This is a genomic window from Nonomuraea sp. CX421 (assembly GCF_059358955.1).
On record NZ_JCADBK010000003.1, the window covers coordinates 229,905 to 255,169 of the forward strand.

Annotated in this window: 21 protein-coding genes; 4 read left to right on the forward strand and 17 right to left on the reverse strand. The window is 69.8% G+C overall.

Annotated elements, in window-relative coordinates:
- Nucleotides 1-7 precede the first annotated feature (7 nt).
- Both AC5L3X_RS07010 and AC5L3X_RS07015 read right to left on the reverse strand, forming a co-directional pair.
- Nucleotides 8-628, reverse strand: coding sequence for a response regulator (locus AC5L3X_RS07010; RefSeq protein ID WP_494855846.1), 621 nt, complete (start codon nt 626-628; stop codon nt 8-10).
- Nucleotides 625-1,740, reverse strand: coding sequence for a GAF domain-containing sensor histidine kinase (locus AC5L3X_RS07015; protein WP_494855848.1), 1,116 nt, complete (start codon nt 1,738-1,740; stop codon nt 625-627). The genes AC5L3X_RS07010 and AC5L3X_RS07015 overlap by 4 nt, the downstream gene beginning before the upstream one ends.
- A 92-nt stretch (nt 1,741-1,832) precedes the next feature.
- Between AC5L3X_RS07015 and AC5L3X_RS07020 the strand changes: the two genes are divergently transcribed.
- The 3 genes from AC5L3X_RS07020 (at nt 1,833) to serB (ending at nt 4,888) form a co-directional block, all read left to right on the forward strand.
- Nucleotides 1,833-2,489 (forward strand): SDR family NAD(P)-dependent oxidoreductase, encoded by a 657-nt coding sequence (locus tag AC5L3X_RS07020; protein WP_494855850.1) that lies wholly within the window; start codon nt 1,833-1,835, stop codon nt 2,487-2,489.
- Nucleotides 2,486-3,550, forward strand: a complete 1,065-nt coding sequence (locus AC5L3X_RS07025) for an S-adenosylmethionine:tRNA ribosyltransferase-isomerase (RefSeq protein ID WP_494855851.1) — start codon at nt 2,486-2,488, stop codon at nt 3,548-3,550. Before AC5L3X_RS07020 ends, AC5L3X_RS07025 begins: the two co-directional genes overlap by 4 nt.
- Before the next feature lie 120 nt (nt 3,551-3,670).
- The gene (serB, locus tag AC5L3X_RS07030; protein WP_189124854.1) at nt 3,671-4,888 is read left to right on the forward strand and encodes a phosphoserine phosphatase SerB; all 1,218 of its coding nucleotides are present in this window, start codon (nt 3,671-3,673) and stop codon (nt 4,886-4,888) included.
- Between the two features lie 6 nt (nt 4,889-4,894).
- Here serB and AC5L3X_RS07035 read toward each other — a convergent pair whose 3' ends face one another.
- The 4 genes from AC5L3X_RS07035 to AC5L3X_RS07050 form a co-directional block, all read right to left on the reverse strand.
- A complete protein-coding gene (locus AC5L3X_RS07035; protein ID WP_494855852.1) occupies nt 4,895-5,362 on the reverse strand; it encodes a SixA phosphatase family protein in 468 nt (155 codons plus the stop codon).
- 298 nt (nt 5,363-5,660) lie between these two features.
- Nucleotides 5,661-7,976, reverse strand: coding sequence for a sodium-translocating pyrophosphatase (locus AC5L3X_RS07040; RefSeq protein ID WP_494855853.1), 2,316 nt, complete (start codon nt 7,974-7,976; stop codon nt 5,661-5,663).
- Nucleotides 7,977-8,731: 755 nt separating this feature from the next.
- The gene (locus AC5L3X_RS07045) at nt 8,732-9,163 is read right to left on the reverse strand and encodes an ATP-binding protein (RefSeq protein ID WP_494855854.1); all 432 of its coding nucleotides are present in this window, start codon (nt 9,161-9,163) and stop codon (nt 8,732-8,734) included.
- Between the two features lie 2 nt (nt 9,164-9,165).
- A complete protein-coding gene (locus AC5L3X_RS07050; protein WP_043629845.1) occupies nt 9,166-9,516 on the reverse strand; it encodes an STAS domain-containing protein in 351 nt (116 codons plus the stop codon).
- Between the two features lie 218 nt (nt 9,517-9,734).
- On the opposite strand from AC5L3X_RS07050, the gene AC5L3X_RS07055 reads away from it, so the two are divergent.
- Nucleotides 9,735-12,140: a DEAD/DEAH box helicase gene (locus AC5L3X_RS07055; RefSeq protein ID WP_494856237.1), complete on the forward strand. Its 2,406-nt coding sequence runs from the start codon at nt 9,735-9,737 to the stop codon at nt 12,138-12,140.
- 84 nt (nt 12,141-12,224) lie between these two features.
- Here the strand turns inward: AC5L3X_RS07055 and AC5L3X_RS07060 are convergent, their stop codons facing one another.
- From AC5L3X_RS07060 to AC5L3X_RS07110, 11 genes are all read right to left on the reverse strand, one after another.
- Complete coding sequence (locus AC5L3X_RS07060; RefSeq protein WP_494855855.1) at nt 12,225-13,964, reverse strand: hypothetical protein; 1,740 nt, start codon at nt 13,962-13,964, stop codon at nt 12,225-12,227.
- A gap of 819 nt (nt 13,965-14,783) precedes the next feature.
- Complete coding sequence (locus AC5L3X_RS07065; RefSeq protein WP_494855857.1) at nt 14,784-14,906, reverse strand: hypothetical protein; 123 nt, start codon at nt 14,904-14,906, stop codon at nt 14,784-14,786.
- 151 nt (nt 14,907-15,057) lie between these two features.
- Nucleotides 15,058-16,320, reverse strand: a complete 1,263-nt coding sequence (locus tag AC5L3X_RS07070) for a hypothetical protein (RefSeq protein WP_494855859.1) — start codon at nt 16,318-16,320, stop codon at nt 15,058-15,060.
- Between the two features lie 655 nt (nt 16,321-16,975).
- A complete protein-coding gene (locus tag AC5L3X_RS07075; protein WP_494855860.1) occupies nt 16,976-17,374 on the reverse strand; it encodes an Rv3654c family TadE-like protein in 399 nt (132 codons plus the stop codon).
- A 297-nt stretch (nt 17,375-17,671) separates the two neighbouring features.
- Nucleotides 17,672-17,989 carry a TadE family type IV pilus minor pilin gene (locus AC5L3X_RS07080; RefSeq protein ID WP_494855861.1) on the reverse strand — a complete coding sequence of 106 codons (318 nt, stop codon included), beginning with the start codon at nt 17,987-17,989 and terminating at the stop codon, nt 17,672-17,674.
- Between the two features lie 91 nt (nt 17,990-18,080).
- On the reverse strand, nt 18,081-18,482 hold the full coding sequence (locus AC5L3X_RS07085) for a DUF4244 domain-containing protein (protein WP_494855863.1): 402 nt from the start codon (nt 18,480-18,482) through the stop codon (nt 18,081-18,083).
- 422 nt (nt 18,483-18,904) lie between these two features.
- Entirely contained in the window at nt 18,905-19,426 is a 522-nt protein-coding gene (locus AC5L3X_RS07090; RefSeq protein ID WP_494855865.1) for a type II secretion system F family protein, read from the reverse strand.
- Between the two features lie 1,038 nt (nt 19,427-20,464).
- Entirely contained in the window at nt 20,465-21,175 is a 711-nt protein-coding gene (locus AC5L3X_RS07095; protein ID WP_494855866.1) for a type II secretion system F family protein, read from the reverse strand.
- A gap of 115 nt (nt 21,176-21,290) precedes the next feature.
- On the reverse strand, nt 21,291-22,445 hold the full coding sequence (locus AC5L3X_RS07100) for a TadA family conjugal transfer-associated ATPase (RefSeq protein WP_494856238.1): 1,155 nt from the start codon (nt 22,443-22,445) through the stop codon (nt 21,291-21,293).
- Between the two features lie 62 nt (nt 22,446-22,507).
- Nucleotides 22,508-23,548 carry a septum site-determining protein Ssd gene (ssd, locus tag AC5L3X_RS07105; RefSeq protein ID WP_494855867.1) on the reverse strand — a complete coding sequence of 347 codons (1,041 nt, stop codon included), beginning with the start codon at nt 23,546-23,548 and terminating at the stop codon, nt 22,508-22,510.
- A gap of 864 nt (nt 23,549-24,412) precedes the next feature.
- Nucleotides 24,413-25,192, reverse strand: a complete 780-nt coding sequence (locus AC5L3X_RS07110; RefSeq protein WP_494855868.1) for a Fic family protein — start codon at nt 25,190-25,192, stop codon at nt 24,413-24,415.
- Between the last annotated feature and the right edge of the window lie 73 nt (nt 25,193-25,265).

Here is a 25,265-nt window from a genome sequence, read left to right on the forward strand (position 1 = left end):
TGACCGGTCAGCCCAGCCCGTGCCGCACCGCGTAGAGAGCGGCCTGGGTGCGGTCCTGGACCCCGAGTTTCATCAGCACGTTGGAGACGTGCGTCTTGACCGTCTTCTCGGCGACGGCCAGGCTCCTCGCGATCTCGCGGTTGGAACGTCCCCCCGCGATCAGCGCCAGCACCTCCTGCTCACGCTCGGTCAGCGGCACCGGCCCGGGCACCCTCGTCGGGCCGTCGCCGGCCAGCACCGCCTCGGCCGCCTCGGCCGCCAGCAGCACCTGCCCTTCGTGCACCGCGCGTACGGCCTGCACCAGCGCGCCGGGGTCGACGTCCTTGTAGAGGAAGCCGGCCGCCCCCGCCCGCATCGCCGGAGCCACGTCCGACGGATCGCTCACCGAGGTGAGCACCACCACGCGGGTGTCCGACCCGGCCAGCCGCTCCAGCGCGCCGAGGCCGTCGAGCACCGGCATCCGCAGATCGAGCAGCAGCACGTCGGGAGCCAGCTCGCCGACCAGCTCGACGGCCCGCGCCCCGTCCGCCGCCTCACCCACGACCGCGATGTCGTCCTGCAGGTCGAGGAAGGTGCGCAGGCCCTGGCGCACCACTGGATGATCGTCCGCGATCAGCACCCGGATCACACTCCCACCTCCATGCGGACCGTCGTCCCCCGGCCGCACGCCGTGTCCACGGCCATGACGCCTCCCACGGACTCGGCCCGCTCGCCCATCGAGATCAACCCGAGGCCGCGCGACTCACCGGGCTCGAACCCCTTGCCGTCGTCGGCCACGGACAGCACCAGCTTGCCGCCCCGCAGGTCGAGCCGTACGGACACCTCGGCGGCGGCCGCGTGCCGGAGCGCGTTGTGCAGCGCCTCCTGCGCCACCCTCAGCACGGCCACCTCCACCGCCGCGTCGAGCGGCGGCAGCGCGTCGCCGCCGAACCTGACCCGCACGGGATGCAGCCGGTCGAGCAGGCGGACGTGCTTGCGCAGCGTCTCGGCCAGGCCGTGGCGGTCGAGCTCGGCCGGACGCAGCTCCACGATCACCGCGCGCAGCTCGGACAGCGCCTCGCCCGCCAGCCGCTGCACCCGCTGGAGCTCGGCCGCCGCCGCGCCGGGATCGCGCTCCAGCATGGTCGCGGCAGCCTGCGCGGTGAGCCGCAGCGAGAACAGCTTCTGGGTGACGGCGTCGTGCAGCTCGCGGGCCATCCGGTTGCGCTCCTCGAGCATGGCCAGCTCGCGGCCGCGTTCGTAGAGCATCGCGTTGGTCAGCGCGATCGCGGCGTGCGCCGCGAAGAGCGTGAGCAGGTCCTGGTCCTCCCGCGTGAAGCCGCCCTCGGCACGCTTGTTGGCAAGGAAGATGATGCCCAGCACCTCGTCGCCGTCATGGATCGGCACACCGAGGAAGTCCTTCATCACCGGGTGCGCCTTCGGCCACCACTCGAACCTGTCGTCCTCGCGCAGGTCGGGCAGCCGCACCGGGGCCCCGTCACGGAGCATCGCGCCGAGCATGCCGTGCTGGCGCGGCAGCGGCCCGATCGCGTCCCACTGCTTGTCGGTGAGCCCCTCGGCGACGAACTCCGCGAACGACCCATCGTCGTCGGGCACGCCGAGCGCCGCGTAACGGGCGTCGAGCAGCCGCTGCGCCGAGCGGACGATCACCTGCAACACCTCGCGCACCGACAGGTGGCGGGTGACCGCGAGCACAGCCCTGCTCACCGCCTGCAGGATCTCGTCTCTGTCGCCCGTCACGAGCCCACTCTATGGTCCTAGGACGAAGTGCCCAGGCCCGGCCGGGCCCTGCGCCCGATGTCCGGCCGGCGCCGCGTTCCTACCGTCAGAGCATGACGAACACCGCACTCATCACCGGCGCCTCCCGCGGCCTCGGCCTGGCGCTCGCCAGGTCCCTGGCGGAGGCCGGATGGAGCCTCGTCCTCACCGCCCGCGGCGCCGCCGAACTGCGACAGGTGGCCGCCGAACTGGACGCCGTGGCCCTGCCCGGTGACGTGACCGATCCCGCGCACGTCGAGCGGCTCTCCCTGGCCGCGCCCGAACTCGACCTGCTGGTCAACAACGCGAGCGACCTCGGCGTGACGCCGCTGCCGCCGCTGGCCGGCTACCCGCTGGAAGCGTTCAAGGTGCTGCTGGACACGAACGTGACCGCGCCCCTCGCGCTGATCCAGGCCACGCTGCCCGCCCTGCGCGACCGGCGCGGCGCCGTCGTGAACATCACCTCCGACGCCGCCACCGGCGCCTACGCGGGCTGGGGCGGCTACGGGGCCACCAAGGCCGCCCTGGAGCAGCTGTCGAACGTCCTGGCCGCCGAGGAGCCCGACCTGGCCGTCTGGTGGGTCGATCCCGGCGAGATGAACACCCGGATGCTGGCCGACGCCGTCGGCGTCGAGGAGGCGGCCGGGGCCACCGACCCCGCCAAGGTCGCCGCCTCCCTGCGCGACCTCGTCGCCTCCCGTCCCGCAAGCGGCAGGGTGAGCCTGCAATGAGCGCGACACCCAACTCCGCCCGGCCGCCCGTCCTGGCCCCGCCGCCCGACTCCGCCCCGCCGCCCGAGTTCGCTCTGCCGCCCGCGCTCTCCGCGCACGCGCCGCCCGAGGCCCGGGGGATGGCGCGCGACGCGGTCCGGCTGCTGGTCTCGCGCGGTCGTCAGGCTCCGGAGCACCACCGCTTCACCGACCTGCCCGGCCTGCTCGATCCCGGGGACCTCGTCGTGGTCAACAACTCGGCGACGCTGCCCGCCGCCGTCCGGCTCGACCGGCTCGCGGTGCACTTCTCCACCGCGCGGGAGGACGGCACCTGGCTCGTCGAGCTGCGCCGCCGTACGCCCAGGGCCACCGAGCCGTACGGCGGGGGCGAGCCGGGCGAATGGCTGCCCATGCCGGGACAGGCCACGCTGCGGCTGATCGGGCGCGAGACGCCCCGGCTGTGGCGGGCCGTCCTCGACCGGGACGTACCCGCCTACCTCGACGCCCACGGAGTGCCGATCCGCTACTCCTACGTCGAACGGGACTGGCCGATCGACGCCTACCAGACCGTGTTCGCCACCGTGCCCGGCAGCGCCGAGATGCCGAGCGCGGGCCGGCCGTTCAGCACCGCCCTGGTCACGGCGCTGGTGGCGCGCGGCATCCAGATCGCGCCGATCACCCTGCACACCGGCGTCGCCTCACCCGAGAAGGACGAGCCTCCCTATGCCGAGAGGTACGCGGTGCCCGCCCCGACCGCCGGCCTGGTCAACCTGACCAGGAGGAACGGCGGCCGGGTGGTGGCCGCCGGCACCTCCGTGGTCCGCGCCCTGGAGACGGCCACCGGCGAGGACGGCCGCGTCACCGCCTCCGCCGGCTGGACCAATCGCGTCGTCACCCCAGCGACCGGGGTCAGGACCGTGACCGGGCTCATCACCGGGCTGCACGAGCCGCGTTCCAGCCACCTGATGATGCTGACCGCGCTCGCCGGCCCCGGCCCGCTCGCCCGCGCCTACGAGGAGGCGCTGCGCGAGGGCTATCTGTGGCACGAGTTCGGCGACGCCCACCTCCTGCTCGCCGCCTGATCCGCGCACGCTCGACGCCCAGTCCACACCCGGCGCGACAGCCGGCGGCCGCCTTCGCTCGACGCCCAGTGGCCACCCTGTGACCCGAGCACCGGGCTGGGCGCAGTACCGTGACCTGATGTGGACCAGCGCACCCTCCTGATCACTCTGACGGGCCCCGACCGACCCGGCGTCACCTCACGGCTCTTCTCGGTGCTGTCCGGCTTCCCGGTGACCGTGGCCGACATCGAGCAGGTCGTCATCCGGGGCAGGCTCACGCTCGGCGTGCTCGTGGCCTACGCGGGCGGCCCCTCCACCGGCACCGGCAGCACCCTCGGCGCCATGTGGACCGCTGTCGAGAGAGTCGCCGAGGACCTCGGCATGGAGGTCGAGCTGGCCACCGGCTCGCAGACCAAGGAGCAGCGCCGGCGTGGCCGCCTGTCCGTCAGCGTGCTCGGCGCGACGCTGCAGCCCGCGGCCATCGCCGGCATCGCCGGACGCATCGCCGCCGCGGGCGCCAACATCGACCGCATCGAGCGGCTCGCCCAGTGGCCCGTCACCTGCATCGAGCTGTCCGTCTCCGGCGCCGACCCCGCCGCCCTCCGCGTCGAGCTGGCCGCCGAGGCGGCCGCCCAGCAGGTGGACGTGGCCGTGCAGCGCACCGGCCTGTCCCGGCGGGCCAAACGGCTCATCGTCATGGACGTCGACTCGACCCTGATCCAGGGCGAGGTCATCGAGCTGCTCGCGGCGCACGCCGGCTGCCTGGAGGAGGTCGTACGAGTCACCGGGGAGGCCATGCGGGGCGAGCTCGACTTCGCCGAGTCGCTGCGACGACGGGTCGCGCTGCTCGAAGGGTTGCCGGCGGAGATTTTCGAACGGGTACGCCAGGAGGTCGTGCTCACGCCCGGCGCCCGCACGCTGGTGCGCACCCTCAAGCGCCTCGACTATCGCTTCGCCATCGTCAGCGGCGGCTTCACCCAGATCACCGACGCCCTGGTCGAGGACCTGGGCATCGACTACTCCGCGGCCAACGTGCTCGAAGTCGTCGACGGCAGGCTCACCGGCAAGGTCGTCGGCGACATCGTCGACCGGCCGGGCAAGGCCCGCGCGCTGGAGCGGTTCGCCAGCGAGGCGCGGCTGCCCATCAGCCAGACCGTGGCCATCGGCGACGGGGCCAACGACCTCGACATGATCGCCGCCGCCGGGCTCGGCATCGCCTTCAACGCCAAGCCGGTCGTCCGTCAGGCCGCCGACACCGCCGTCAACACGCCCTACCTCGACTCGATCCTCTACCTGCTCGGCATCTCGCGCGACGAGGTCGAGGCCGCCGACGCCGAGGACGGCGTGCTCAGCCGGTGAGCCGGGTCAGTCCTCCTTGGGGTCCCACCTCATGACCAGATCTCCTTCGCCCGGCCCCAGATCCGTCCACGCGGAGCCGGTGCGGATCACGGCGAACGCCCCCGGCCGGAACACGTAGTCGCCCCCCGCCAGCACGACGGCCAGCTCGTGCACGCCGGGATTGTGGCCGCACAGCACCACGGTCCCGGCGTCGGCGTCGGTCCGCCTGAGCAGCTCCAGCAACTCGTCAGGGTACGCCTCGTAGATCTCCCGCTCGTAGCTCGGCTCAAGACCGGGGAAGGCCAGCTCGGCGGTGCGCCGGGTGCGCAGGGCCGGCGAGCACAGCACCAGATCGGGCGCCAGCCCCATCTCCCTGATCCGCTCCCCCGCCCGCTCGGCGTCCTGCTCGCCCTGGCCGGTCAGCGGCCGATCCCGGTCGGCGACACCCACCACATGAGCGGCCTTGGCGTGCCGGAGGACGATCAGTGTGCGCACCAGGTCACGCTCCCCTCGAGGCCCACATGGCCAGGGCGACGATGGCCGCCAGGATGACCAGCATCGCCACCAGGATGATGGCGAGCGACTTGCCGCCGTTGGTCCGCTTGTCTGCCATCCGCACAGTTTCCCACCGCCCGGCCGCGGAGCCGCCAACGGGCCACGCTGACACGCGACCGGCCCGTACAGACCCGTACAGACCTGAAACCGGCCGTGGAGACACCAAGCCGACCGGTGGAGACGCGGAACGCCCGCCCTTCCCGTACGGGGAGGGCGGGCGTCCGGTGTGCGGCAGGAACTACGACGCGACGGGCGCGTGCTCGCGGTCCTGGTCGTTGGACGGCTCGTTCGTCACCGAGCGGCGCTTGGAGATGATGATGGCCCCGACGACCACGCCCACCGCCAGCACCGTGATGCCGATGCGGAGTGCCGGGTTGCCCGCGTAGAGCACCACGGCGGGCGCCACCAGGAGGGCGACCAGGTTCATCACCTTGATCAGCGGGTTGATGGCCGGGCCGGCGGTGTCCTTGAACGGGTCGCCGACCGTGTCGCCGATGACGGTCGCGGCGTGGGCCTCGGAGCCCTTGCCGCCGTGGTGACCGTCCTCGACCAGCTTCTTGGCGTTGTCCCAGGCGCCACCGGAGTTGGACAGGAACACCGCCATCAGCGTGCCACAGGCGATCGCCCCGGCCAGGAACGCGCCCAGCGGGGCGTAGCCGAGGGCGAAGCCCACCGCGATCGGCGTCATGACCGCCAGCAGGCCGGGCGTGGCCAGCTCGCGCAGCGAGTCACGGGTGCAGATGTCGACGACGCGGCCGTACTCGGGCTTGACCGTGCCGTCCATGATGCCGGGGTTCTTGCGGAACTGGTCGCGTACCTCGAAGACCACCCGCATCGCGGCCCGTCCGACCGCGCTGATCGCCAGGCCGGAGAAGAGGAACACCACTGCCGCGCCGATCACCAGGCCGACCAGCACGTTGGGCTGGTCGATGCTGAGGCTGAAGCTGCTGAACGAGCCGAGAGCGTCCTTGGCCGCCTGGCTGGCCACGGCGAGCTCGCTCTCCACCGCCGTCCGGAACGCGCCGAACAGCGCGGTCGCCGCGAGGACGGCCGTGGCGATGGCGATGCCCTTGGTGATGGCCTTCGTGGTGTTGCCCACGGCGTCGAGGCTGGTCAGCACCTGCGCGCCCTCGCCCTCGACGTCGCCGGACATCTCCGCGATGCCCTGCGCGTTGTCGGAGACGGGGCCGAAGGTGTCCATCGACACGATGACGCCGACCGTGGTGAGCAGGCCGGTGCCGGCCAGGGCCACCGCGAACAGCGCGACCGTGACGTTGCCGAAGCCGAGCAGGAACGCGCCGTAGACCGCACCGGCGATGATCAGTGCCGAGTAGACCGCCGACTCCAGGCCGACGCTGATGCCGGCCAGGATGACGGTCGCGGGGCCGGTGCGCGAGCTCTCGCCGATCTCGCGGACGGGACGCCTGGTGGTCTCGGTGAAGTAGCCGGTCAGCAGCTGGATGGCACTGGCCAGGACCAGGCCGATGAGCACCGCGCCGATGGCGATGAGCCGCGGGTCGGAGTCGGACTGCACGGCCGAGCCGGTCAGGCCGCTGAAGCTGCTCGGCAGATACCAGAACGCCGCCGCCGCGACCAGGACGGCCGAGATGCCGGCCGAGAGGAAGAAGCTCCTGTTGATGGCCGCCATGCCGCTGCGGTCGCGGTCGCGCATCCCCGTGAGGAAAATGCCGATGATCGCGGTGACCACACCGATCATGGGCACGATGAGCGGGAAGATCAGTCCCTGCTCGCCGAAGGCGACCTTGCCCAGGATGAGGCTGGCGACCAGCATGACCGCGTAGGACTCGAACAGGTCCGCGGCCATGCCGGCGCAGTCGCCCACGTTGTCGCCCACGTTGTCGGCGATGGTCGCCGCGTTGCGCGGGTCGTCCTCCGGGATGCCCTGCTCGACCTTGCCGACCAGGTCGGCGCCGACGTCGGCGGCCTTGGTGAAGATGCCACCGCCGACTCGCATGAACATCGCGAGCAGCGCCGCGCCGAAGCCGAAGCCTTCGAGCACGCCCGGCGCGTCACCCTGGTAGACGAAGACGACGACCGCCGCGCCGAGCAGGCCGAGGCCCACGGTGAACATGCCGGCGACGCCGCCGGTGCGGAAGGCGATGCGCATGGCGCGCTTCTCGCCGGACTCGCGCGCCGCGGCGGCCACACGGACGTTTCCGCGTACGGCCAGCCACATGCCCATGAAACCGGTCAGCGCGGAGAAGACCGCGCCGACCACGAAGAAGATCGAGCGACCGATCCGTACGTCGGTTTCGCCCGGTAGCAGAAGCAGCAGGAACGGGATCACGATGACGAAGATCGCCAACGTGCGGAACTGCCGTGTCAGGTACGCCGCGGCGCCTTCCTGCACGGCACGGGCTATGTTCTGCATGCGTTCGGTACCCTGGTCCGCGGACAGCACTTCGCGCACCAGGCCGCCGGCGACGGCTAGGGCGATCAGTGCGACCGCGGCGACCACGATCACGATGGTGAGATTGTTACCGCTGAGGGCCAGATTGGACGCTGGCTCCGCGGCCAGCATGTGCCTAGACATCGTTCTCCTCGGCAAGACCGGTCGTCCTGCCCGGGCGGTGCTGCGAATATCGGCGGGCGGTGCGGCACCATCCGGGTTGTGGGTGCCGCTTCCGGTTGAGTCCGCAGTTTCGCCGGATCACCTTGGCCGGTGCCGGGAGTCTACGCAGCGTCTGCGCCGATATGAAGGCTCTGCGGGCGGCCAATTATGCGCGAGTCCAGTAATCCGCTGACAGCGGCCCGATTTGGGATCTGACAAGGCATATTTCCGGTGGTTTACGGCCATGACTAGCTGCCCTTACGACACGCCCTAAACCTGTCCGAAGGACGGATGCGGGCCTCAGCCGCCACCGCGCCGGGCCTGTCGGCGGGCACCCCGGCCACACCTGGTGACCGACCGGCCTCACCACGAACGACACACCGGACCTGTCGGCCACCGCCCTGCCGTCGGCCGCGCACGGCCGCACACGGCCACCGCCCGGCCGACGCCCGCTTGCGGCCGTCGGCACGGGACGCGTCGTACGGGCCCGGACCAGAACGAGTCCGGCCGACCGCACAGCACGCGAGAGCGCTCAGCGCGCCACGTCAGAGCGGTCCGCACGACAGAAGGAGACACGCGAACCCGGACGACCCGTGCGCGGACATGAGACCGGTCCCGCGCCTCCGTACTCTCAGGCCGGTCGCGGCCGTGGCGGAAAACGACAAGTCCCCAGGTGACTCCCTGGGGACTTGACAAGTCTCCTCACAGCATCGGCCGTTCGCGGTGAACGGACCCCGTCAGATCGGCGGGTGACCGTTGTGCGCGGCGGGCCAGCTCATGCGAATGCGCATGCCCTTGGGGCTGGGAAAGACCTCGACGTCGTCGGCCAGGCCCGCGATCACGGCGATGCCGAAGCTGGACATGAACGGGTCGGCGAGCATACCCAGCTCGTAGGTCTGTTCGTGCTGCTGCTCGTCACTGGGGGCCTGGTCGCTCACGGTCACCTCGAACCGCCCCGAGTCGTCGCGCAGCTCGATGCGGATGGGCTCGCCCGGGCAGTGAGCGCGATGCGCCTCCACCGCCCGGGAGCAAGCTTCACCCACGGCGAGCCTGACCTCGTCCAGCAACGACTCCTCCACGCCGGTGCGGCGGGCGATCGCCGTCGCCACCAACCGGGCGGTGCGGACATGCGCGGGAAGCGCGCTGAACGTCAGCTCGACGGTAGCCATGACTACTTGTCTTTGCCGTGAGCTTCCTTGGCTTCGTCGACCGAAGCGTAGATCCCGAAGACCTTGGTCAGACCGGTGATCCGGAAGATCTTCAGAATGCGCTCCTGTGTGCAGACCAGCTCCAGGGAGCCGTCGTGCGCGCGAACTCGCTTGAGCCCTCCGACCAGGACACCAAGCCCGGTCGAGTCGAGGAAGTCCACCTTCTCCATGTTGACGAGCAGGTGGAAGTTGCCCTTGTTCACCAGGTCGATGAGGAGCTCACGCAATCTCGGCGCCGTGTAGACATCGATCTCACCTTCGACCTCCACAATGGTGAGTCGGTCTTCGGTGCGGTGATCCAACTTCAGATCCACAGATCCTCCAGCGCCTCGCCTGCGAAAGTACCCTTGCGGGCCTGGCAGTCTGGAGGGTGCTCCAGACTGTCCGACCCCGACGCGCGGCATTCAACCATGCGTCTCGCTTGTGTCTATACGAAATCACGATTCCCGGCGACTTTGCCCACAGATGCAAACTGGAAACAGTGACTTCCTCCGCTTCCTCCCCACACCGGCCAGGTCCACTCCTCCAGCACCTGCTCGGCGTTCCCGCACGTCACGAGCGTGTCACGCATGTGGAGCATGTTCCAGCACGTCAGGCCGGTCAAGCGAGATGGCCGAAATGGGCCCCCGAACTTCTGGTTACGCGCTTGGCGAACCAAGGCGTCACAGGATTGTGGCCTCACCAGTACGAGGCTGCCGACCTGGCCCATCGTGGCCGAAACGTGATTATTTCCACAGGCACCGCCTCCGGGAAGTCCCTGGCATACCTCACCCCGGCGGTCGCCTCCTGCCTTGACGGCGGCACCGTCCTCTACCTGACGCCGACCAAGGCCCTGGCCGCCGACCAACTCCGCACCCTCCGCGAGCTGCGCATGACCCAGCTACGGGCCGCCTGCTTCGACGGTGACACCCCGTTCGAGGAGCGGTCCTGGGTCCGCCAGCACGGCAACTACGTCCTGACAAATCCGGACATGCTCCACCGCGGCATCCTGCCCCGGCACGCCCAGTGGTCGACCTTCTTCCGCCGCCTGCGCATGGTCGTGGTGGACGAGTGTCACGGCTATCGCGGGGTGTTCGGCTCGCACGTGGCCCAGATCCTGCGGCGCCTGCGCCGGATCTGCTCGCGGTACGGCTCACGGCCCGTCTTCATGCTCGCCTCGGCGACGGCCAGCGAGCCGGGGGCGTTCGCGATGCGGCTGACGGGGCTTGAGATGGCCGAGGTGACCGTGGACGCCTCGCCGAAGGGTTCGACAACCGTCGCGCTGTGGGAGCCGCCCCTGACGGAGCTACGGGGCGAGGGAGGGGCTCCGGTGCGACGCACCGCCACAGCCGAGGCGGCCGACCTCCTCGCCGACCTCGTCCTGGCGGACGTCCGCACCCTCGCCTTCGTACGGTCCCGCCGCGGCGCGGAGACCGTCGCCCTGTCGGCCCGCGCCAAACTCGCCGATGTCGCCTTCTCCCTCTCAGGCACCCCGGCCGCCAGGCCGCACGCCACGGCCGAACCCCCGGAGCCGCCCCCCTCGGCCGAGCCCTCAGAGTCGCACCCCTCGGCCGAAACTCTGAGGCCGCACCCTGCGGCCGAAACCCTGAGGGTCGAGGAGTCCGACTGGTCGGACCTGCCGAACAAGATCGCCGCCTATCGCGCCGGCTATCTGGCCGAAGATCGCAGGCTGCTCGAGAAGGCGCTGCGCTCCGGCTCGCTCATGGGTCTGGCCAGCACGAACGCCCTCGAACTCGGCGTCGACGTCTCCGGGCTCGACGCCGTGCTCATCGCCGGCTGGCCGGGCACCCGCGCCTCCCTCTGGCAGCAGGTAGGTCGCGCGGGCCGCGACGGTCAGGACGCGCTGGCCGTGCTCATCGCCAGGGACGACCCCCTCGACACCTACCTCGTGCACCACCCCGACGCCCTGTTCGGCCAGCCCGTCGAGGCGATCGTGCTCGACCCCGACAACCCGTACGTTCTCGGCCCCCATCTCTGCGCCGCCGCGGCGGAGATCCCGCTGGCCGAGGACGACCTGCCGACCTTTGGCCCCACCACGCCGAAGGTCCTCGGCGACCTGGTCTCTCAGGGTCTCCTCCGGCAGCGGTCCGCAGGCTGGTTCTGGACCAGACGTGAGCGTGCCACGGATCTCGCCGACATCCGCGGCGGCGGCGGCGCACCCATCCAGGTCGTCGAGTCCTCCACCGGCCGCCTACTCGGCAGCGTGGACGAATCTTCCGCACACACCACCGTCCACACCGGTGCGGTCTACCTGCATCAGGGCGAATCGTTCCTGGTAGAACTGCTCGACCTCGAGGCCGGCGTGGCCCTGGTGAGCGGCGCCGAGCCCGACTACACGACCTTCGCTCGTGACGTCACGGAAATCACCATCCTGGCCTCCCTGCGTTCCCAGGAACTGGGCCCGGGCCGCCTCCACTTCGGCGAGGTGGAGGTCACCAGGCAGGTGGTCTCCTACCTCAGGCGCCGCATCCAGTCAGGCGAGCTGCTCGGCGACGAGCCACTGGACCTGCCGCCCCGAACCCTCCGTACCCGCGCGGTCTGGTGGACCCTTCCCACGTCGGTGGTCGCCGCCCTGGCCGGTGAGGGCTTCGATCTCGGAGGAGCCGCCCACGCCGCCGAACACGCCGCCATCGGCCTGCTCCCGCTCTTCGCGACCTGCGACCGGTGGGACATCGGCGGCGTCTCCACCGAGCTCCATGCCGACACGGGCCTGCTCACGGTGTTCGTGTACGACGGGCACGAGGGTGGCGCCGGATTCGCCGAACGCGGCTACGCCCGCGCGAGCGACTGGCTGACGGCTACCCGCGAGGCCATTACTTCCTGCGAGTGCCAACACGGCTGCCCCTCCTGCATCCAGTCGCCCAAATGCGGCAATGGCAACGATCCACTACACAAACGCGGCGCCGTCCACCTCCTGAACACGCTCCTCGGCTCCTGACACCGCCTCAGAGTTGACCGGACGCAGCCGGTGACGATCTGCGCAACAGCCAGACGCCGGTGGCCTGTGGGAAGGCGGACGGGTTCAGGTGTCGTCGTCGTGGCGGCGACGGCCCACGTAAGAGTCGTCCTCGTCGTCAGGGGCCCAGAAGTCGGCCCCCGGCTTGAAGCGGTTCCAGTATTCGTTGTCCTCCATGGACCTGGGCACCGAAGGAAGGTAGTCATTCCATCGATCATCGATACGTACGCCGGGCTGGCTGCCGGAGGGCAGCGAGTCGGACACGTCGGTGACCGCCGAACTGGGCAGGGTCAGCCATACCGGTTCCTGTCTGGCCGTCTCTTGCGCCCCGGTGGGCTTGTCGTCAGCACTCTTGTAAAACGGGAGAGCCACCGGCATTTCGCCGCCGGACTTCTCGGGCGCCTGGGTTCGCTCGGGACCCCACATGACGGGAAGCTCCCACTGCCCTCCGGAAGCGCGCTCAGGACCCTGCACCGCCGGCAGTTCGTGAACGGCACTCGCGGCACGTTCGGACCCCTGCGCGGCAAGGGATCTCTGAGCGGTGTCGACCTGCTCGGTAGCCTTCGGCCGGGGCTCTTGGATCTCTGAATGGGTCTTGGCGACGGCCAGGACGATCGCGGGGCGGCGAGAGGCCATCGTGGTGAAAGGCATGCCGCCCGGGTTGGTCTGGCCGGGTGCGCCGCCCGACAGCGGCGTGGCTGCAGCCTCAGCGGCCACGGGGGGACGGCGAGTCCACGCTCCCACGAACCCGGCGAGCAACATGAGGACCATGCCGCCCGCGATGTAGAGGCCGTACTGTCCCAGGGCCCCGAGTGGCGACTCCGCTGACTGGGCCGTCACGTGGGTGGCGATCGGCACCGCCTCGGTGCCGGGTTTCACGCCTTCGGGAGTGAGGCTGTCACTGCTGCCCGGGTCGGTCTCGGCAGTCGGGATCGGAAGATTGCCCTGCCGGTCGGTATCCGGCATCGCAGGCAGCTTGTCATCACTGGCCGGCGCCGTCTGCTTACGCGTCGGCGTGGCAACGACCTTCTCCTGCTTCTTGGCCGGCAACGTCGGCAACGCCTCAGAACCCCGCGTGGTGTCCTCACTCTTGGGCTTCGCACTCTTCACCGGCTGCACGACCTTCGAGGCCGGAACCATCACATACGCGACACCCGAACTCCCCGAGCCCACCACTCCGCCGTCACCGTCACTCCTGAACGCCTTGACCGTGAACCCCACCCGGCGCCCCGCAGCCTTGGCAGGCACAGCCAGCACCGCCCTGCACGAGGAACCCGAGCACGCGCTGCCGGCCGCCACCCTGTCAGCCATACCGGACTGAGTGGCGGAAATCACATACGACTGGAGATCCGGCTCAACGCCCTTGCTCCAGGTCACCTGAATCCTCTTCGCACCCTGGAGCACCGCCTTCACATTGCTCGGCGACGCCGCCGGCCTCCTCAACCTGAACGTACTCGTCGTGTGGACCCTGCCGGCCATCTCTCCCTTGAGAGCCACCGTGTAGGTCCCGTTGGGAGACCTGCCCGCGTCGAAGGTCCCGGAGAGCGTCTGGTTGTTGTCGCCACGGGCGATCAACCGACTGGTGGAGGGACCCTCCACGTACAGGGCCATTTTGAACTGAAGCGCATCGGTCCGCGCGGAAACCAGCACGGAGGCGCTCGAGACGACCTGGCCTTCAGGGGGCGACGTGATCTGGCCGACAGCGCTCGTCCGATCCGCCACCACGACAGCCTGCGCGGATCCGCCAACCACGATGACCCCGGCCACGACGATCGCCGCAACCACAACTCTGCCAACCACCGCCACGACGCGTCCCTCCAACGAGAGCCTCGCGCCACCTGACCGCCCTGGCACGCTCAGGCGACGGCCGGAAGTGCAGTCTGCCGACAGAACACGATCAGCAAGCGTCTCTCGGACGCACCTTGACGACTCGGTTCCGGATTTCCCGGAATGCGGTGCCGATCGACACGGGCCCGAAGAGGAGCGGAACTTTATGTGAGATACCCAGCTCTTGGACCTCATGTCCAAGGACCAGTGATTTGATCGCGATCCAACACCATGTACCCCACAAGCCACTTGCCTGACCAAAATCACGTTTAGCCCCAGATGGAATCACTTTTCAATCGAACGATCAAGGTGCCTAGTCACACGAGTGGATCGACCTTGAACCAACGTCTCCCCACGGCCCGAAGTGAGCCGATACCCGCTCCGCCTCGGCACGATGACCCCCCGGCTGCCGGCGCACTACCCTCGCGCCGCGCTGTCTCCGCCCTGGGACAGCCGATTCAACCGCCTTCGTCCCTCTGATGCCGCCTTCTGCGCGCTGGAGCCGATGTCTCCTGGACCTGCACGCCCTTCCGGTCACAACGCGCGCTCCGAGCACCGGCAATGTGATCACCGGTGAGGTCCAGGGTCACGTCCACGGACGTGGTGTATGAATCGACGACCCATCGGCGATCCTGCATTCGGCCAGCGCGGGACCTGCTGCACGGCGTGCCCACGGGCAAGCCGCTGCACCCGCCGCTGGCCACGATCAGCCTCGGCTGCACCGCTAGGCCGCAGGCTCCCGGGATCGACGATCGCCGGACCTCGCGGCGGCCTGCGCACCGAGATCGGCCGCGCCGTTCACTCGATGGCGGGCGACGAGACGGAACCCGCCGTGGCCACGCCCGTGGCGACCGCCATCACCAGCCCCGAATGCCATCCCCATAGCGTCGCGGAGCCCCGATCCCCACTTCCGACGGACATGTGTCCACCCTCCCTCCGTGACTCGTATCTCCACCGTTGTGCACTCGCCACGGCCAAACGGCTACCTGCCCGCCGCAGGCTTACTCGTCCAGGTCTACCGCGGACCTTGCCGCGAACTCAGTCACCTCGGTTGTCTGCGGCCCCAGATCGTTCAGCTTTCGCCGCCTCGGTAACCGCGCAGGGGTTGTCCTCCTCGATCGGCGTCCCATAATTCGATCGCCTTACCGGTGGGACGTTCCCAGAACCCGCTGTCCTCCATCGACCTGGGCGACGGAGGGAGGTAGTCGTCCCAGCGATCTTCGGTGTGGACTGCGCGGGGCGCCAGCGGATCAGAGGACTTGGCAATCGCCAGGACGACGGCGGGACGGCGTGCAGTCGTCGCGGTAGGCCGGATACTGTCGCCCCTCATCCGAGCAGGTCCGTCACCGGACGGCGCGTCGGCGACGATGGGGGGACCGGCGCCCGTCTCGGCGGCCAGGGCACGGCGGCGGGCCCATGCTCCGATGTGGGCGGCGGCCAATAAAAGAACGATGCCGCCCGCGATGTAGAGGCCGTACTGTCCCAGGGCCCCGAGTGGCGACTCCGCTGACTGGGCCGTCACGTGGGTGGCGATCGGCACCGCCTCGGTGCCGGGTTTCACGCCTTCGGGAGTGAGGCTGTCACTGCTGCCCGGGTCGGTCTCGGCAGTCGGGATCGGAAGATTGCCCTGCCGGTCGGTATCCGGCATCGCAGGCAGCTTGTCATCACTGGCCGGCGCCGTCTGCTTACGCGTCGGCGTGGCAACGACCTTCTCCTGCTTCTTGGCCGGCAACGTCGGCAACGCCTCAGAACCCCGCGTGGTGTCCTCACTCTTGGGCTTCGCACTCTTCACCGGCTGCACGACCTTCGAGGCCGGAACCATCACATACGCGACACCCGAACTCCCCGAGCCCACCACTCCGCCGTCACCGTCACTCCTGAACGCCTTGACCGTGAACCCCACCCGGCGCCCCGCAGCCTTGGCAGGCACAGCCAGCACCGCCCTGCACGAGGAACCCGAGCACGCGCTGTCGGCGGGCATTCTGCCGACCACACCGGACTGGCTGGTGGACACCTCGTAGGACTGCAGGTCCGGCTCTGTGCCCTTGGTCCAGGTCACCTGGATCTTCTTGGTGCCCTGGAGGGCGGCGTCGACGTTACTCGGTGCCGCCGCCGGTCTCCTCAACTTGAAGGTGCTCGTCGCGTAGGTCCTGCCGGTGATCTCTCCCTTGAGGATCACGGAGAAGGTGCCGTTGGGAGCACTGTCCGCGTCGAAGGTCCCGGAGATCGTCTGGTTCGCCCCACCGCTCGCGACCTGCTGCCGGCCCGTGGAGGTCCCCTCGACGTACAGGCCCATTTTCAGCTGGATCACGCCGGTGCGTGCGGAGACCAGCACGGATCCGCTCGACACCACCTGCCCGTCGGCCGGCGACGTGATCTGCCCGGCGGCTCCGGCGTGTCCCGTCACCACGGCCGCCTGAGCGGATCCACCGAACACGGTGGCTCCTGCCACGACCACTGCCGCGGCCACAACTCTGCCAACCACCGTCACGACGCGTCCCTCCATCGAGAGCCTCGGGCCGCGCGACCGCCCGAGGCGCTCACGCGGCGACCGGAAGTGCGATCCACCGGCCGACCACGATCATCAACCGCTCCCTCGGATGCATCCCCTGACGACTTAATCCTGGAGCTACCAGAATCCGTCGTAGTCGGCATGGAACCGAGGTAAGCGGAACCTTATGTGAGATATTCAGCTCTTGGACACCACGTCCAAGAACTCGTGATTCGATTGCGACCTAGCACCACTTACCTCATAAGCCCCGGCCTTTTGACCAGCCTTAATCTGCCATTTCGCCCCGAAAGAACCGCTTCTCATCCAACACCGATCAAGGTTGTTCGCCAGCCCAAGCACGGAAGCGAACGACTGTCTCAGCATCTCGACACTGGGCCGACGCGCTCCATTTGGACCGTGACACCATTTCACCTCGACCCGGGCCAGCTGGGTATCTGCCGTCTCATCGCACGCCTGCGCCTGGACGGGTCGAATCGCGTCAGTCGAGCTCGACCTGATCGATCACCCCCGGCGCCCCTGGGGCCACCCGTTCCGGACCAGCCCGCGCCCTACCGGTCAGAGCGCGGGAGCCCACGACCGGCAAGGTGATCGCGAGTGACGTCCGGACATCCACCACCTCGTCACTGATCGTGCATTCGGCCAGGTCAACGCCATTTCCTAGGGCTACGGCCGCCGCCTTCCCGCAAGCTCCGCCAGGATCGACCACTACCAGCCTGGCGGCGGCCAACGCACTCAGATCGGCGGCATTGTTCACGCGATGGCGAGCGACGCGCGCGACACCCACCGCGGCCACCCCCATGGCGACCGCCATCAGCAACCCCATGAACGCCACTCCCCACAGCGTCGCGGAACCGCGATCTCTACGCGCGCCAGACATTGTCAACCTTTCTTGACGATGCTGCGACCGGCGGAGCAAAGAACGCGATGCCGGTTTCCAGAGGGCACATCTTGTATGCCAATGCGGCCACCACGGCCCGCCTACTCACAGGAGACACATCCTTTGCCTGATGACGTTACGGGTTACGACAGCACGTATCACGTGGGCAGATATCTGAAGCACGAACCCTCAGGGGATTCTGCGCGACGGTGGGTTTGATCTACACGTGAGCCGATTAGACCAGTGCGACAGCACGCTCTTTGAGCGAACACAACTGAGCACCGATATGACAGTCGATCATTCGGTGTTGGCCACCGCGGTGGCTGACACCTGGACCGCCGGAAGTGACGAGCCCCAGGAGGGCCGTACCTCCACCGAGACGTTCACCGTCGTGTGCTCCCTGTCACGGCTCACGGTCACCTGTGCTCCCGGGCGGGTCACCGAACGTGCGAGATCACCGACCCGGTCCAGGGACTCACCTCTGGCAGCGGCCCGCGCCGCCGCACGGGCCGCGTCCACGCATTCGAGCTGCACCCCAACGGCTTGGATCGCCCATAGCCCCGCGGCCAGCACGATCGTGAGCGCAGGCAGCATCGCGGCCGTCTCAGCCGTCACCGAGCCTCGACACGCCGACCACTCCCTGCCCCGGGGAATGGCCATCGCCGTGGGCATCGCCACATCCCTCACGGCAGACGGCTTCCTTTCGTCATCCGCCCGTCTTCAGCGCGCGATCGATCAGTGATGAGAGCATCTCCTGCACCTCAGGACTGCTGACTACCTTGAAGAGCAGGGCTGCGAAGGCACAGGCCGCTATGGTGCCCACCGCGTATTCGGCTGTGGACATGCCACGCTCCCTGTACGCCGCCGTGACCATGGACGGCCTGGAGACCCACCAGCGTCGACAGCGGTCGATCAAAGCTGTTGCTGCGGAGGTCGATGGCGTTTCCGGGGTCGTGCTCGGCTCATCCGGGGTGGTTGCGACAACACGCATCATGCCTCCAGGTGCTTGTTCGCCGGGGTCTTGTCCGGCCTGGCGAGCCTTAGCGTCCCTGAACCCGGCCATACGCCGGGCAGCCGAGTCACGTTCTGTGGATAACCGCCGAGGCATGGAACACAGGCTGTGGACAGGCTCGACTGACTGATGCAGGCGCCGAGGCCGCGCCGGCTGTCATCAAGCGCGCCGAACCGCCAGGTAGACCGACCCGCCAGCGGGCCGAACCGCCCATGCGAATGTGATGGAGAGGCGCTTGAACGCCTGGAGAGGGGTGCTTATGGCAACCGTGGAGGCGGAAGCAGCTTCGAGGACGATCGCCGCAGGTTTGTGATCGACAAAGGTGATTGCAGGTCGCGCGGTGGAGGGGGGCGGCCATTGGGAGAACGGCGGAGGTGACCGACGGCTATGGAAGACCGCCAAAGTGACCGCCATGGGAAACGGCAGAACTGACCGACCGCCATGGAAGACCGCCAAGGTGACCGCCATGGGAAACGGCGGAGGTGGCCGACCGCTGTGGAGGGTCGCGGAGGTGACGGCTATGGGAGGACGATGGTGGCGGCGAGGCCCGCGATGACGGGGATGATCCCGACCAGCACGAAGGCCGGCAGGAAGCACAGCCCGAGAGGTGCCACCGCCTTGACGGCGACGCTTCGAGCGGCGGCCACCGAAGCGGCATGGGCGGCGTCTCGGGCGTCGTCGGCGAGACGGATGAGGACATCCGCCACGGGGGCCCCGCTTTGGGTCGCACGGGTCATCGCTCTGGCCAGGCTGCCCATTGCCGAGTCACGAGCGAGGTACGCCCAGGTGGGTTCGGGCTCCGCCCCCAGACGGAGTTGGCTGCTCACCCAGGAGAGGCGTTCTCCGAGGGGGCCTTCCACAGCGGACGCGGCGGATTCGATCGCCGAGCTGATCGGCTGCCCCGCAAGGAGGCAGGCGGCCATCAGGTCGGCGGCGAACGGGAGGTCAGTGATGATCCGACTTCGGGTTTGCCGATCGGCGGGATCTTCTCTTCTGTGCAGGATCACACCCACTACCGGAGCGATCAGCAGGCCGGCCACGATCCCCGTCACCCCACCGACCAGCAGGCCGGATAGGAGTCCTGCGATGGCTGAGCCGACTACCGTCCGGCGGTCAAGCCGCCTCGGCCCCTTGCCACCGGACTGGAGCCAGCCGGGCGTGATCACCCCACCATTACTCGTATCCGGATGACTCAAGGGCCAAGCTTCTTCGGCGCCGATCGCGGCCCTGACGACAGAGGCTTCCGCTCTGATACCGCGCCCCTGGGGCAAAGCCGCAGGTTCTGCCGTAGGCCTCCTGAACGGGTCACCGGGTGCGGATCTCGCTTGAAAGGTTCGCCATGGCGAAGTCGTTGCCCGCGAGTGTCGCGGGTCCACGGCTCCGGCCGAGAGAGCCGGAGCAGGCGCACGCGGGGAGAATCGTGTCGTCTCCGCGGTGCGGAGCGTCGGCTTGGCGCGGGTAGGTGGAGGGCGCAGGCGGGCCAGGCGGTCCGCCTGGTTCGTCGGCGGCACGCACAGCCACGCGGCCAGGGCGACGCAGAGGGCCGAGAGCAGTTCGAGCATTGTCAGGTTCCGTCCTCTGTCTTTCCCGGCCGCGGACCACGACCGGCTGGGAGCCGCATCCGCCACGGAACGCTCCTGCCGTATGTCGCTCCTTGCCGTTCGGCGAGTCGCATGCCGTTTTATAAGCCACTTGCCGCTTGGTGCGGTGCATGCCGTTTGAGGAGGTGCATGCCGCTTGGGGAGCCGCCCCGGCCAACTGCGCAGCCGTGGACGGCAACCGTGCGGGATGCGGACACGGTGAGGTCTAGGTGGTACGGACCGGTCATTCGTGATGAGTGACGAAAGCGACGGCGCTCGCCAGGCCCACGCCGCTGACCGGGCAGCAGCACACTGCCGATGGTTTCGACTGACCGCACGGTGGGGCCGCCCGATACGCGCTCACAGCGACCGCTTAGCGCCCCCAGGCAAGAGCGCCTTGGAGTGGGGATTACCACATAGAACCCGGACACATGGCTAAGAGTCATGACTAATAGCCGTTGAGTGACCGTGCGAGCACGAAACCCCTACGGGCACAGTTCAGGAGGCTTGGGCGTGTAGGGCCATGCGGTGGGTCCACCACAGGCCGCACGCGTCGAGGGCGAGACCCGCTACCAGGCAGGCGAATCCGGGCAGGCTGCCACACAGGAAGTCGAGCGGGCGCATGCCCAGCGCTCCGGCCATGAGGAGCCCGAGAGCCGGAAGAGCGGCCAGCATTCGGGCGGTGGCGCGAGGGCCGGCCAGTTGCGCTGCGACGTCCTGGCGGTGGGCCTGAGCGGCTCGTAACGTGCGGCCGATCCGTTCGACGAGGGCGGACAGACCCGCGCCCGCGGTCACCCCGATGTCCCAGCACGCGGCCAGTCGGCACAGCCCCTCTCCGCCCTGGGCGGGCGCGACGGCTCTCAGAGCCGCGGACACGTCACCGCCGTCTTTGGCCGCCGCCACCAGCGGACGCAGGGCCTCGGGATCGGGGAAGTCGACCGCGGCGACCGCTCGGGTCAGCGCCTCTCCAGGAGTGCGGCCCGCCGTGAGCTCGGCGGACAGGGACTGGCACAGCTCGATCGTGGCGCGGCGCCACGCGTCGGCTCGTCGCGCGGGGTTGGGACGCACGACGTATCGGCGCAACGACGGCCAGGGCCAGGTGCGCTCGTCCGAGGTCAGCACCCGCAGGCGGGCCATCGCGAGATCGGGGCCTGTCCACAGCCATACGGCCGCGGCTGTGGACAGCGCGGCCAGAAGTGCCGCCGTCATGAGCCCACCGCGCGATCATCCTGTGGACCTGGGTCGCCACCGCGCACCACGACGGCGCTCTCAGGGCGGCACCTCGCACGATCGAGATCGGCGCCGGCCCGGCGGACGGGCGGACTCACGGCGAGACCCGGCTGGTGAGGAGGCTGTGGCCGGGGCCGAGGTGAGTGCGGCCATGGGCATCGACGGCCAGGGCCGGGACGGCTTCCACGAAGCCCGCGCCGGTCCGCGACAGGAGGCAGATCTCGGCGACGCGGCGACGACCGTCCGAACGGCCGCGGGTCAGGTGGACCACCACGTCGAGGGCGGCGGCGAGTTGACTGTGCACGGCTTCGCGGCTCAGCCCTGCCGCACAGCCGAGCGCCTCCAGCCGGGGCGGCACGTCGGCCGCCGCGTTGGCGTGCAGGGTGCCACAGCCTCCCTCATGGCCCGTGTTGAGGGCGCTCAGCAACTCGACCACCTCGGCCCCTCGGACCTCGCCGACCACCACCCGGTCGGGCCGCATCCGCAGAGCCTGACGGACCAGATCGCGCAGGCCCACCCCGCCCGCGCCCTCCAGGTTGGCCGGTCTCGACTCCAGGCGGACCACGTGAGGGTGAAGAGGCCGGAGCTCGGCGGAGTCCTCGACGAGGAGGAGCCGTTCGCCGGGCCCGGCGAGCGACAGCAACGCCGAGAGCAGTGTCGTCTTGCCCGTGCCCGTGCCGCCGGTGACGAGGAAGGCCAGCCGGGCCGACACCATCGAGGTCAGGATCCGGGCCGCCTCGGGCGTGACGGTGCCGGCCGCCACCAGGTCCGGCAGGGTGAACGTGCGCCTCGGTGGCAGCCGGAGCGAGACGCAGGTGCCGCCCGACGCGATCGGCGGCAGGACGGCGTGCAGGCGCACGCCTCCGGCCAGCCTGGCGTCCACGTAGGGCGAGGCGTCGTCCAGCCGCCTGCCCGCCGCCGCGGCCAGCCGCTGGGCCAACCTGCGTACGGCGGCCTCGTCGGTGAAGGTCACGGCGGTGCGCCGGAGCCCCTGACCGTCGTCGACCCACACGTCTCTCGGGCCGTTGACCAGGACATCGGTGACGTCAGGCGCGGCCAGCAGCGGCTCAAGCGGGCCCGCCCCGATCAGGTCGGCGCACAGGGCTCTGGCGACCGCGAGGATCTCGGCGTCACCGTAGACGGACTTCTCCGCCCGCAGCGCGACGGCCACCTGCGCGGCGCTGGGCTCGACGCCGGCCCGGGCGAGCCGCACGCGTACGGCTTCGACCAGCTCCGGCGAGACGCTCACCTGCTCCGGGCGACCGTGCGAGGCGGCAGGCGGGTGGGCCGGAGGTCCGGCGTTGACCGAGGTCACGACGGCAGCAGATCGCGCAGGAGGGAGGTGCACAGGGTGCCGAGCGCGGTGCGCGGGCCCAGCTTCGGCAGCTCGCCCCGGTTGAGCGTGGCGGTGAGGCGCGGCTGGTCGGGCAGCTGGCCGACCACGGGGACGCCCAGTGAGGACGCCACGACGGCTTCGTCGAGCACGCCTGGCCGGATGACCGCGCGGATGTCGGAGGTGTGGCGAGCGGTTTCGGCCAGCACCTGGGCGGCGGCCAGAACGCCTCGTACGTCGGCGGTGGCCACGAGGACGGTGCCGGTCGCCCGGCCGAGCGCCTCGGTCGCGGCAGAGTCGAGGTAGCGGGGCAGGTCGACCACGACGAGGTCGAACCCGCGGTGGCCGGCTTCGAGGACCGAGCGCATGGCCTGGGCGGGAATGGGGCGCACATCGCCCCGGTGGAAGGAGAGCACGGCGAGATCGCCGAAGGCAGGCAGGGCCTCGCGGAGCGCCGTCGAGCTGACCCGCCCCTCACGGGCGACGAGGTCGGCCCACCGGGCACCGGCGGCCTCCTCATGGCCGAGCAGGGCGTCGATGCCGCCGCCCAGCGGATCGGCGTCGATCAGCAGGGTGCGCAGGTGGTCGTGGGAGGCGCGGAGGGCGAGGCAGGACGAAAGCACGCTGGCCCCCACACCTCCCCGGCCGCCGATCACGCACAGCACGGCGCCGGACCGAGGCTCGGGCTCCATGGCGTCGGCGAACTCCTCCATCAGGCGGCGCTCACCGTCAGGGAGACTCACGACGGCCTGGGCGCCGACCGCGACGCAGCGCCGCCAGGTGTCGTGGTCCTCCGCATCGCGGGTCGCCAGCAGCACCCGCTCGCGGGCAGGCGGCGCCGTGGCTGCCACCGCGTCGGCCAGATCGCTGCCGATCACCACCAGCGGGGCGAGATTCCAGTAGGGGCGGGCGTGGGCCGGAACGTGTGCCACGTCGAGCTGGGCTCCGGCTGCGGCGGCTGTGCGGACGAGGTCGTCGAGCAGCTCGCGATCCTCGGTGATGACCAGTGGACGGTTCATCGGGGGCCTCCCTGTCGTCGGGGAGGCCAACCATGCTCCAGGGCCGGATGGCGCCGAGGAGCCGAACGGAGTTCTGTGGACAGAACGGCCCTGCCAGCCCGGCCTGTGGACAGAACGGCCCTGCCCGAACCAGACCTGTGGACAGAACGGCCCGGCCGGGCCTGTGGACGAGCCTCGCCCGAAGGAGAACCCCGGGTCGCCCCTCCGAAGAGAACCAAGCAGAGCCGGCCTCTGAACGGGCAGCGCCCCGACCGGGCTGCGGCTGAGGGGAGAAAAAGGGCGACCCCCGCCGGGGGGGAGAGCGGGGGTCGCCTGATCGGTCCGGCTCCGGGGGGGTAGAGCCGGTCCCGTTTCAGAAGAAAGCTTTCATCACTTGACCAGAGCATGGCAAGAGATCTGGAAACCAATCCGATGCGCAGTCGCTCCAGTTTCAGGTGATACCACCGTATGCTGCCCGATCAACTTGAGTTTCGTCGAGGAGCAATCTCGTATTTTCGCCAAGTTTTTTTCGTCATCCCATAACGATCACATAAAGATGCTCACCCTGCGTAATCATCACAGGTTGGTAACCGCACCGCCAGGCGCCGGTATGCACGCGCCCGAGCCCTCCGGTCCCCGTATTGGCAAAGGTCTTGTTCCCGGGGGTTCCCATCAGGGTGAATCCGTCGTAGAAAGGGGCTACGGACGAGTTGTCCGGGTGCATCAACCGGGTACCCACGCGCGACCAGCCGCGGGAGGCGCGTCGAGACGGGCTTGACCCGCTCCGACGAATTCAGGTGCACGCTTGGTAACCCGGTGTGGTGTACCGGCGAGACGGCGTCTCATCAGCGAGACGCCGTCCGCTATGTCGCCCCCCGCGCCCCCTCAGCCCCGCTGCAGCGCCTCGCAGATCGCCGTCGTCTCGCGCACGCCGAGGGTCACCGCCGACGCGCACTGCCCGATCCACCCGGCCACGCCCTCAGGGCTCCCCGTGAGGTAGGCGCGCAGGCCATCGGCGTACGGCAGCTCCAGATGCCCCACCTCGACGGCGACCAGCGACTTGGGATCGAGGCCGTGTTCGACCAGCGTGAGCCGCTCGGCCGTGCGCGCGACCACGCCGTCGGCCGTACCGAAAGGACGCAGCACGGCGAGCTCGGCATGGACGACGGCGGCCAGTACGATCGCGGGCGCCTTCGTCGGCTTCTCGAGCAGCTCCAGCAGGCTGTCCATCCGCGCCGCCGTCTCGGCGGCGCTCGGCGCGGCGCCCAGCCCGAGCGGGTCGGGGGCGTCGTCGTGGACGCGGGGACGGCCCAGCGTGGGCTCGGCGGCCAGGCCGGCGGCGGCGACCGTGTGCAGCCGGGCGAGCACCTGCCGGGGGGCCTTTCGCCAGGTGGAGCCGAGACGACCCATCTCGGCCGAGGCGCGCAGCGCGCCCTGCACGACCGGATCGTGCACCTCGTCACGGCGCAGGGCGTCGAGGGGAACGTCGGCGCCCTCGATCGCGGCCGACGCGCGGGCGCCCCGCAGGGACGACTCGGTGGAGACCGCAGGGCTGGCGCGGCGTAGTACGCGGTGGCGGTAGAGCCTGTCGACGGCCTGCCTGGCCTCCTCCACCGCCTCCAAGACGCCGGGGAGCCGCGCGATCACTGCCAATGGGTCACTCACGGATCCCGACCTTACCTGCGGGTACGGCTCCGCCCTCCACCGCGTCCGGCGGCCGGGGTCACCGGGGGCCCAT

Excerpts from the sequence above, each read along its gene's own strand:
- AC5L3X_RS07020 (WP_494855850.1), top strand. The coding sequence starts at position 1,833 with ATGACGAACACCGCACTCATCACCGGCGCCTCCCGCGGCCTCGGCCTG.
- AC5L3X_RS07025 (WP_494855851.1), top strand. The coding sequence starts at position 2,486 with ATGAGCGCGACACCCAACTCCGCCCGGCCGCCCGTCCTGGCCCCGCCG.
- AC5L3X_RS07040 (WP_494855853.1), bottom strand. The coding sequence starts at position 7,976 with ATGTCTAGGCACATGCTGGCCGCGGAGCCAGCGTCCAATCTGGCCCTC.
- AC5L3X_RS07045 (WP_494855854.1), bottom strand. The coding sequence starts at position 9,163 with ATGGCTACCGTCGAGCTGACGTTCAGCGCGCTTCCCGCGCATGTCCGC.
- AC5L3X_RS07065 (WP_494855857.1), bottom strand. The coding sequence starts at position 14,906 with ATGTCCGTCGGAAGTGGGGATCGGGGCTCCGCGACGCTATGGGGATGG.
- AC5L3X_RS07075 (WP_494855860.1), bottom strand. The coding sequence starts at position 17,374 with ATGTCTGGCGCGCGTAGAGATCGCGGTTCCGCGACGCTGTGGGGAGTG.
- AC5L3X_RS07085 (WP_494855863.1), bottom strand. The coding sequence starts at position 18,482 with ATGCCTCGGCGGTTATCCACAGAACGTGACTCGGCTGCCCGGCGTATG.
- AC5L3X_RS07095 (WP_494855866.1), bottom strand. The coding sequence starts at position 21,175 with ATGACGGCGGCACTTCTGGCCGCGCTGTCCACAGCCGCGGCCGTATGG.
- ssd (WP_494855867.1), bottom strand. The coding sequence starts at position 23,548 with ATGAACCGTCCACTGGTCATCACCGAGGATCGCGAGCTGCTCGACGAC.